This is a genomic window from Simplicispira sp. (assembly GCF_028687295.1).
GTDB classification, from domain to species: Bacteria; Pseudomonadota; Gammaproteobacteria; order Burkholderiales; family Burkholderiaceae_C; genus Simplicispira; species Simplicispira metamorpha.
The window spans coordinates 1-9,169 of record NZ_JAQUAL010000042.1; the positions used below are offsets into that span (position 1 = coordinate 1).

Below are 9,169 nucleotides of genomic sequence, written 5' to 3' on the forward strand. Positions count from 1 at the left end.
CACGCTCGCCGTTGCGGATGCCCCGGTCAGCTGCCGCCTTGGGGTTGATTTCGACAAAAGCCTCTTGCTGCAACTCGGCCAGCCAGGGATTGGAGCGGGTTTCCTCGCCACCGCCTTCGTACTCGACCAACCGGCCCGAGGTCAGGATGAGCGGGAATTTTTCATAAACCTTGTCCGCCACGTTCTTGTCCTGGATGGACTTGTAGAGCGTGGGCAGGCGCCAGAAGGCTTTTTTGTCGTCGTGGGTGGCGTACTTGGCCACCATGTCCGGGCGCGTACCGTACAAAGGTTCGCGGTGCTGCGGGATCGGGTCGGGAAAGTTCCAGACCACCGCACGCGCCTTGGCATTGCCAAACGGGTGGCAACCATGCACCTTCATGACCACGCGCTGTATACCGCCAGACATGTCGGTTTTCCAGTTCTTGCCCTCAGCGGCGGTTTTTTCCGCGGCGGTGAGGTCATCCCACCAGCCCAGCTTTTTCAGCAGCACATGGTCAAACTCGGGGTAGCCGGTGGTGATGTCGGCACCCAAAGAGTGGGAACCGTCTTCGGCCAGCAGCGTTTGACCATCGCGCTCCACACCAAAGTTGGCGCGGAAATTGCCACCACCATCCATCACGTGCTTGGAGGTGTCGTACAGGTTGGGCGAGCCAGGGTGCTTGAGCTCGGGCGTGCCATAGCAAGGCCAAGGCAGGCCGAAGTAGTCACCCGCAAAGTCGTAGCCGGTTTCAGGGTCTTTGCCACCCTTGGCCTTGAGGGTTTTCACGTCGAACACATGCATGTTCTTCATGTGGGCCTTGAGGCGCTCAGGGCTCTGGCCGGTGTAGCCAATGGTCCACAAGCTCTGGTTGATTTCGCGCAGGATGTCCTCGACCACGGGCTCATCCATGCCCTTGACCTTGTGCAGCTTCACGTTCTTGATCAGCTCTTTGTCAAAGCCCAGTTTCTGTGCGAACTGGTACATGATCATGTGGTCGGTGCGGCTCTCCCAGAGCGGCTCAATGACTTTCTCACGCCACTGGATGGAGCGATTGGAGGCCGTGCAAGAGCCGCTGGTCTCAAACTGCGTGGCCGCAGGCAACAGGTACACGGCACGGTTGGGATTGAGGTCTTCTGGCTTGCCGGGCATGGCTGCCATGGCTGCGGTGGCCGATGGGTAAGGATCCACCACCACCAGCAAATCGAGCTTGTCCATGGCGCGCTTCATCTCCAAGCCGCGCGTCTGCGAGTTGGGCGCATGGCCCCAGAAGAACACACCGCGCAAGTTGGAGTCCTGGTCGATCAGCTCGTTTTTCTCCAGCACACCATCGATCCAGCGCGATACCGTGATGCCGCTTTTGGTCATCATGGCCGGGCTGGCATAGCGGCCCTTGATCCACTCAAAGTCAACGCCCCAGGCTTTGGCAAAGTGCTTCCAGGCACCTTCTGCCAGGCCGTAGTAACCGGGCAAGGAGTCGGGGTTAGGGCCCACATCGGTAGCGCCCTGCACGTTGTCGTGGCCCCGGAAAATGTTGGTGCCGCCGCCGCTCTTGCCCACGTTGCCCAACGCCAGCTGCAACAGGCACGAGGCCCGCACAATCGCATTGCCAATACTGTGCTGCGTCTGGCCCATGCACCAGACAATCGTGCCTGGCCGGTTCGCGTTCAGGATGGTCGCTACCTTGAGCACCTGCGCCTCGGGCACACCGCAGGCCTCTTCCACTTTGTCGGGCGTCCACTTGGCCAGGACTTCTTCGCGCACCTTCTCCATGCCATAGACACGGTCGTGGAGGTACTTTTTGTCTTCCCAGCCATTTTTGAAGATGTGGTACAGCAGACCAAACAGGAAAGGAATATCGGTGCCGGAGCGAATGCGCACGTACTCGTCGGCCTTGGCAGCGGTACGGGTAAAGCGCGGGTCCACCACAATCATCTTGCAGCCGGTTTCTTTGGCGTGCAGCATGTGCAGCATGCTCACCGGGTGGGCTTCGGCAGCATTGGAGCCGATGTACAAAGCGACCTTGCTGTTTTGCATGTCGTTGTACGAATTGGTCATGGCGCCATAACCCCAGGTGTTGGCCACACCAGCCACCGTAGTGCTGTGGCAGATGCGCGCCTGGTGATCGCAGTTGTTGCTGCCCCAGAAGCTCATCCACTTGCGCAGCAAATAGGCCTGCTCGTTGTTGTGCTTGGACGAACCGACCACATACAGCGAATCAGGCCCGCTGGCCTTGCGCAGCTCCAGCATCTTGGCCGAAATTTCGTTGAGGGCCACATCCCAGCTGATGCGCTCGTACTTGCCGTTGACCAGCTTCATCGGGTAGCGCAGGCGGTATTCGCCATGGCCATGCTCACGCAGCGACGCGCCCTTGGCACAGTGCGCCCCCAAATTGATGGGGGAGTCGAACACAGGCTCTTGACGAACCCAGACGCCATTTTCGACCACCGCATCCACCGCGCAGCCCACCGAGCAATGGGTACACACCGTGCGACGCACCTCGATTTTGCTGCTGCCAACAGCCACCTTGGCGCCTTCGGCGGCATTGGATTTTTTCACCAGCGTCAACTGGGCAGCTGCCAGGCCCACGCCCACACCCAAACCCGAGCGGCGCAAAAACGCGCGGCGGTCCATTGTTGGCAGCGCTTGTGCCAAGCCTCTGCGCAAGCTGTGAACAAAAGGCGAAGCGCCTGATACCGGCGCCGCAGAAGAAGTTTTTTTGGTCAGCAACATGGCGCTGCCCTCCTGTCAGATTTGTGTGGTCTTGTAGTAGTGCTTCACGTGCTCAGACAGGTGGTAACCACCACCACGCTCAGGCATCTCACGGGCAGGCAAAGAAGGCGCAGCAGCGGGCTCACCCACTGCACGTGGCAGAGCCACCACCGCAGTGGCAGCGGCACCGGCAGCAGCGGCTCCAGCAAAAAAACTGCGGCGAGAGGGGGTGTGCGGGCGATCCTGCATCGTTGTCTCCAAAAGCTGTCGGTTATGAATCACTGTGCATACAGTGGTGCGAGTCTATGCGACAGCACACTGCCTGCGCAATTCTTGTGCCGTATCCCCCCCTGGGTCTTCTACACAATTACACACAAGTCACCGGCCTGGCGATGGTGGTCAAAGACAAAAAAGCGCAACCAACGCATGCCAGCAAGGCCCAACAGGCCCCGGCAGTTGCATGAAATACTCGTCTTCAGCGACGAAGCGCAGGGTGAGTGACTTGTCCGCGCTGGACGAAGTCAGCTTGACCACCTGCTCCTGGTAGCTCCGGGCCCTCAGGCGCCGCTAGCGGCTGTAGCGCAGCGTGCAAACCTACAGGTGGAAATCGCCTGCGGCTTCCGGTTGGTACAGCACCTTCTCAATCCGGATGTGGCGGGTTCGGTTCGTCATGCGCCAGTCGAAGGCATCACCCTCTTTGTAGCCCAGGATCGCGGTGCCAATGCCGGAGCAAACCGACAGCTTCCCCACACTACCGTCCGCATCTTCTGGATAAACCAGCGCCACTTCTACTTTTTCATCGTCCAGCTGCACCAAGGCCCTGGAATTCATCGTGACAACATCCTGCGCCACTTGGTGCGGATCAACGACGATGGCCCGCTCAATCTCGTGCTCCAGCTCGAACACAGTGGAGGTGTGCTCGAACGCAAGCAGGCTCCTGAGCCGCGCTTTATCGACTTCGGTAATGTGGATATCGGTGACGTAATCTGCGGGGCTTTCGCGCAACAGCCGGAGATACCGATCCGAGCTCATGGCAAAGGAATGCAGGGCAGGCGTCTGGCTTTCCAGCAGGAAACCGCAGCGTTCAAAGGCTTTCAGCGAGCGCTCGTTGTCCGCGTGGATCTTGGCGATGAGTTTCTCGGCCCGCATATCGAAGAACGCGAGCTTCATGCCTTCGCGTATGGCGCTGGCCCCGAGCTTGCGGCCCCAGTTATCGCGGTTGCCGATGACCAAGACCATCTCGCAGTCCGTACCTGCCTTGACGAGACGCACAAAGCCGACCGGCACATCATCCCGGTCGTAGGCCATAAAGAACCGGCCACCTTGGTTGAACAGGTGCGTCAGGATAGGCAACTGAACCCGCCCAATGACCTGCTCAATGAAGCGCGAGACGTGGCGCGAATCGCTCAGGTAGCGGGTCACGTGCTCGTCTTCCAACCAGTCCATGAGATTGAATGCGTCTGCCCGAGTGATCTCGGGACACAGAGATATGAAAGGCTTGGTCATCTTCACCACATTTGGCTGCAAGAATGAAAGCCTTTCATGGCTGCGGCCATGACGGTTCTTTCGATAGAGTGCTTATTTTAGGACAGCGTGAGCGCGGCGATTCAAGGCATTGCTGAACCCGTGCGTCTCACGCGGCAAATCAGACAAGTCCAACCCCGCTTCTTGGCACCCAGTCGGCAGCCCCCATGCAGGTTCCAACCTGGAAGTGCCCCCATGCATACCAAGGGCCAAGGGCCAAGGGCTCAGACCCTTCATCATGATCTACCTCAACACCCTGGACAACCAACTGAAGTGGCCCAGTTCATCGAAACGCGCTACAGGCTCGTCAAAATCGCGCGCGCAACCAGCTAAAATACGCAGCTTCCAACCCCGGAGACTTGGGTGAGTGGTTTAAACCAGCAGTCTTGAAAACTGCCGACGGGCAACCGTCCGTGAGTTCGAATCTCACAGTCTCCGCCACTTTTCAGCCGCGCGAATTGCGCGCGCTTTGCAAGGGCTTTCCCGTTCAGCTTCCAGCGCTGCGACGGCGACCCAGCCCATCGAATCCTCTCCCATCTCATCGGCAAGCGCCCCGGCCACGGCGGGGCTGAGATTGCCGCGCGTTTTCGCGTTCGTGAAAATTTGTCGATCAACGCCAATGCGCCGCGCCAGTTCTGCGGCGGTGTGCTTTTCCAACGCGCGTTGGAGCAGTTGCATGGTGCTTTGCATAAAAAAACCTTTGTAAATGTTGCGTTTACGCAATAAAGCGGCGCGGCGCGATTGTTAACGCCACGTTTGCATGATAGCGTCAGGGCCGTAAATGTTGCGTTTACTTACCAGGGGCAAAAAATGCAGAATTCGGGGCGCAAATGGGCGGTGCGATTGGATGCGGGGATGTACGCGGCGGGCTGGGGCACGCGCGCACACCAACAACGCGGGGGCGTGCATTTCGTGGGGGCCAATGGCGACTGGTGCCGGGTCGATCACAAACCGCGCGCTATGACACTGCGCAACGCCCGGCGCTGCATTGCCGTCTTGGAAAAAATCGGTAGCTGCGGTGCCGTGGTGCCCGTGGAAGGGGGGCAAGCATGACCGCCCCGCAACCCAACACCGCTGCCACGGCCAAGGCGCGCTTGTTCGGCCCTGGTGGCCTGCGTGACGAATACACCCAACTGGCAACCCGTGGCCGTCAATCGGACTCTGAAAGCCGCGAGTGGTCGGGCCTGTCGGTAGGCCATCGCATGGCTATGCTGTTGCTGGCGGGCGTGGACGGCGACCTGGCCGATCTGGCAACCCGAGATTGGCGAGAACTGCCAGGCCCCGAGCGCGAGGCAATCAAAAGCGAAGTGCGCGCGGCCAAAGTGGCGTTTTCCCGTCTGGTGTCGCTGTCAGGCCGCTGGTAAGCCGTGAAAAAATACAACGATGTTGGCCTGTCGGTCAGCAATGAGCAGCGAGCGGCAAAGCGCCGGGCCGGGCGAATCAAGCGCACCGTGCCCCCCGAGTGGGCTGGGGCCGTCGATGCCCTGGCACGCCGGGCGCCCGGTGAACCAGTGTGGCTGGCAAATTCTGAATGGCTGGCCCGGCTGGAGCAATTCCAGCAAGACCACGGCAACGCCATCGCGTGCAGTCTGAGCGATTTTGAAATTGGCGAAAAAGCCAAAATCATGTCGTCAACCGTCACTGAGTTGCTATCAAAATTGACAGCACAAGACGACGGCACCGCGCAGGAAATCGAACAAAAGCAAGTTGCCATCGTGCGCGAACTGTGCAGCGCTGCGGGAGTGGGAGCCCCGCGCGGCAAGACAGCAGCGGGCACCATCGCGCGGGCCGAGTGCCATATTTGGTGGCGCCGTGCGCTGCGCAAAAAAGTCGCCCGCGTGCTGGAACACGGCGCAATCCGCTTGGGCCTGGTCAACAAAACCCGGGGCGCCTACGCCAGCGAATCAGCCGTGGCCCGGCGCACCCAGCAAATCGAACGCAACGCGGCAATGCTGGCAAAGACCCTGGTGCGCAATGAGGCAGGCCAGGTTTACACACTGCAAGCCCTGGCCGATTTCTCAGTGGCCAACCGAGACATTCGGCGCGGCGAGTTGATGACCCGCATCCGTGGCTGCGAAGAATACGCGCAGCAAGCGGGCCACGTCGGGGCCTTCTTCACCCTGACCTGCCCATCCCGCTTTCATGCCATGCACGCCCCGCGCGGCAAGGCTGGGCGCGCCACAAAAAATGCACGCTACGACGGCGCCACACCCCGCGATGCACAGCAATGGCTGTGCGCCATGTGGGCGCGGGCACGGGCCAAACTCGCGCGCCTGGGCGTGACGATGTACGGGTTCCGCGTGGCCGAGCCGCACCACGACGGCTGCCCCCACTGGCACGCCTTGATCTGGTTCAAAGACCAGGGCGCGGCTGACCAGGCAGCGCAGGTCGTGCGCGAATACTGGCTGAGTGACGACGGGCAAGAGCGCGGCGCGGAACAAAACCGCGTCAACGTCAAAGCCATGCAGGCCGGGGGCGCGGCGGGCTACATAGCTAAATACATTGCAAAAAACGTCGGTGGGTCGGTGGACGTGGGGCCGCACTTGGATGGCACGGGCGGGCACCAACTGGCGTTTGAAGTCGAAACCGGCCAGGTCATGGGCTACCAACGTGTTGACGCCTGGGCCGCGACCTGGGGAATTAGGCAATTCCAAGCCCTGGGCCAGCCACCCGTCACCGTCTGGCGCGAACTGCGCCGGGTCACGCACGACCTGAACGAAGCGCTGCTGCTGGGCGACCGCATGGTGCTGCTGTCCCAGGGCCGCACGCTGCAAAGCGGCCCGCCACGCGATGTGATGGCCCACCCGGTGAACGAAGCGGCCGCCCGACTGATCGGCGTGCGCAATATCTTCGATGGCCACATCGTGCGCCACGACCCCGGTGCGGGCGTGACCTGGCTGCAAGCGGGCGCACAGCCACTGGCTTGCACGCTGAACGCGCAGTGGCCACCGGGCAGCCAGGTGCGCTGGATGGTGCACAGCCATGGCGTACGGCTGCGTTCACTCAGCCGGGGTGATCTGCCAGCGGGCCACAACCCGGCGCAGCTCACCATCGACAGCCTGCTGGTGCTGGGGGATGAGGCCCGCATCACGGCCAGCTGGCCCGGCCTGAGTGGGCCGCTGCACCTGCAAGCGCCCCTGCGGCTGGTGCAAACGCTGCGCTTGCAGCCCCAGGCCAGCACCGATGCCGTGCTGCGCGAGGCACACATCCATATCCTGCCGCCCGACGCCGCTCCCCAGCCCTGAATGGGGTACTGACCCAGCGCCGCTGTTCTGGCCCCGTCCATTTGCGGTAGGCGACTGGGGGTGAAACCGCGCAAGCTGTGCATTCACCCCTCATTGATCTACTCACAGGAGACACCCCCAAAATGTTCCGACTCGACGGCAAAGTAGCACTGGTCAGTGGCGCCGGACGCGGCATGGGCTTTGGCGTAGCGCAGACGCTGGCACGCCAGGGCGCCACCGTGGTCATCAACGACTTTTTTGGCGACCGCGCCGAAGCAGGCGCCCAGGCGCTGCGCGACGAGGGTCTGCAAGCCTTTGCCGCCACCGCCGACATGACCGACCGCGACGCCATCTTTGCCATGGTGCAAGGGCTGCTGGCACAGCACGGCGCCATCGATGTGTTCGTCCACAACGCGGGCATCCCCGCGCAGGGCTGGGGCTACAGCCCGTTTTTGGAGTCGCCGCCATCGGAGTGGGACGCCTGGCTGCAACTGAACCTGCACGGCCTGATGCACGCCTGCCAGGCGATGTTGCCGTCCATGATCGAGCGCCGCTGGGGCCGCATCGTCGCCATCAACTCCGACGCCGCCCGCACCGCCACCGGTATGGGGCTGTGCGCGTATGGCGCGGCCAAGGCAGCGGCCATTGGCTTTGTCCGCAACCTCTCGGGCGAAGTGGGCCGCCACGGCGTGACCGCCAATGCGCTGTCGCTGGGCACCATGAACAACTGGGAAGGCTCGGAGCAAATCGCACGCAAAAGCGCCTCGGTGGGGCGCGCTGGCTCGCCGCAGGACGTGGGCGCGGCGGTGGCCTACCTGGCCTCGCCCGAGGCCGAATGGGTCAATGGCCAGGTGCTGCCAGTCAACGGCGGCAGCCTGGTGTGCTGACGCGCTCGCGCTTTCGCACCTTTCCAGCGCAGACTCGGCGCGGGCTTGCCACGGCATACCGACCCGTGGCGATACGCCACCCACTCCTGAAAGCATAGCTACTCGCGCTTGCTGCATAAGGGCTGGAAGCTATTTCGGCCCTTATTCTGAAAATAGCTCCTGAAAAGAGAGCTACTCGCGCTTTCCGGGCGGGCGCTGGAGGCCATTTTGATCCTCTATTTTCCGGTTCACCCTGCCACACGCGGGGGCATGCCCTGGGCCGCGTCCAAGGGCCAGCCCTGGGCGGGTAAAACCGGACTGCACGCCGATTCCACCCCCTGATGGCCCTGCACACGCCATCGTCTGAGCGGACGATGCCCGCCCCGGGCCATCGCCAAAAAATGCCTTCAACGGCCCTGGGCTGCGGCACCCTGACAGGCGCCGTCCACCGCCCCCACTGGCCTTGAAAAGCACGCAGCGCCAGAAACTACCAGTTGCAACGACGAGGATCTTTTCCATGACACAACCCGCCCACGGCTGGCGCAGCCACTACGCCCTGCTGATCCTGCTGTTCGTCTACACCATGAGCTTCATCGACCGCCAGATCATGGGCATTCTGGTGCAGCCGATCAAGCAGGAGTTTGGCGTGTCCGACACCGCCATGGGCGTGCTCACCGGGGTGGCGTTCGCGCTGTTCTACAGCACCTTAGCCATTCCGTTTGGCCGCTACGCTGACCGCGCCAACCGGCGCAACTTCGTCGCCTACTGCTGCGCCGCCTGGAGCGCCATGACGGCGCTGTGCGGCATGGCCACAGGGTTCTGGACGCTGGCGCTGGCGCGCGTGGGCGTGGCGGTGGGCGAGGCCG

8 protein-coding genes and 1 tRNA gene are annotated in these 9,169 nt (G+C 62.1%); 5 read left to right on the forward strand and 4 right to left on the reverse strand.

Annotated features, from left to right (window positions below):
• The 3 genes from PHX69_RS06780 to PHX69_RS06790 all read right to left on the reverse strand — a co-directional run.
• On the reverse strand, positions 1 to 2,710 hold a 2,710-nt coding region (locus PHX69_RS06780; RefSeq protein ID WP_288042981.1), incomplete at its 3' end, for a molybdopterin-dependent oxidoreductase.
• Between the two features lie 15 nt (positions 2,711 to 2,725).
• Positions 2,726 to 2,938 (reverse strand): formate dehydrogenase, encoded by a 213-nt coding sequence (locus tag PHX69_RS06785; RefSeq protein ID WP_119012021.1) that lies wholly within the window; start codon positions 2,936 to 2,938, stop codon positions 2,726 to 2,728.
• A 345-nt stretch (positions 2,939 to 3,283) separates the two neighbouring features.
• Positions 3,284 to 4,195 (reverse strand): bifunctional GNAT family N-acetyltransferase/nucleoside diphosphate kinase regulator, encoded by a 912-nt coding sequence (locus PHX69_RS06790; protein ID WP_288042982.1) that lies wholly within the window; start codon positions 4,193 to 4,195, stop codon positions 3,284 to 3,286.
• A 371-nt stretch (positions 4,196 to 4,566) separates the two neighbouring features.
• Here PHX69_RS06790 and PHX69_RS06795 point away from each other — a divergent pair.
• Positions 4,567 to 4,654 (forward strand) — tRNA-Ser (locus tag PHX69_RS06795).
• Here PHX69_RS06795 and PHX69_RS06800 read toward each other — a convergent pair.
• A complete protein-coding gene (locus tag PHX69_RS06800) occupies positions 4,640 to 4,903 on the reverse strand; it encodes a hypothetical protein (RefSeq protein ID WP_288042983.1) in 264 nt (87 codons plus the stop codon). The two genes, PHX69_RS06795 and PHX69_RS06800, sit on opposite strands and share 15 nt — an antisense overlap.
• Positions 4,904 to 5,262: 359 nt before the next feature.
• On the opposite strand from PHX69_RS06800, the gene PHX69_RS06805 reads away from it, so the two are divergent.
• From PHX69_RS06805 to PHX69_RS06820, 4 genes are all read left to right on the forward strand, one after another.
• The gene (locus PHX69_RS06805) at positions 5,263 to 5,577 is read left to right on the forward strand and encodes a hypothetical protein (RefSeq protein WP_288042984.1); all 315 of its coding nucleotides are present in this window, start codon (positions 5,263 to 5,265) and stop codon (positions 5,575 to 5,577) included.
• Between the two features lie 3 nt (positions 5,578 to 5,580).
• Positions 5,581 to 7,458: a replication endonuclease gene (locus PHX69_RS06810; RefSeq protein WP_288042985.1), complete on the forward strand. Its 1,878-nt coding sequence runs from the start codon at positions 5,581 to 5,583 to the stop codon at positions 7,456 to 7,458.
• Between the two features lie 122 nt (positions 7,459 to 7,580).
• Positions 7,581 to 8,324, forward strand: coding sequence for an SDR family NAD(P)-dependent oxidoreductase (locus tag PHX69_RS06815; RefSeq protein ID WP_288042986.1), 744 nt, complete (start codon positions 7,581 to 7,583; stop codon positions 8,322 to 8,324).
• A gap of 496 nt (positions 8,325 to 8,820) precedes the next feature.
• Positions 8,821 to 9,169, forward strand: a 349-nt coding sequence (locus PHX69_RS06820; protein ID WP_288042987.1) for an MFS transporter, incomplete at its 3' end; no start/stop codon positions are given.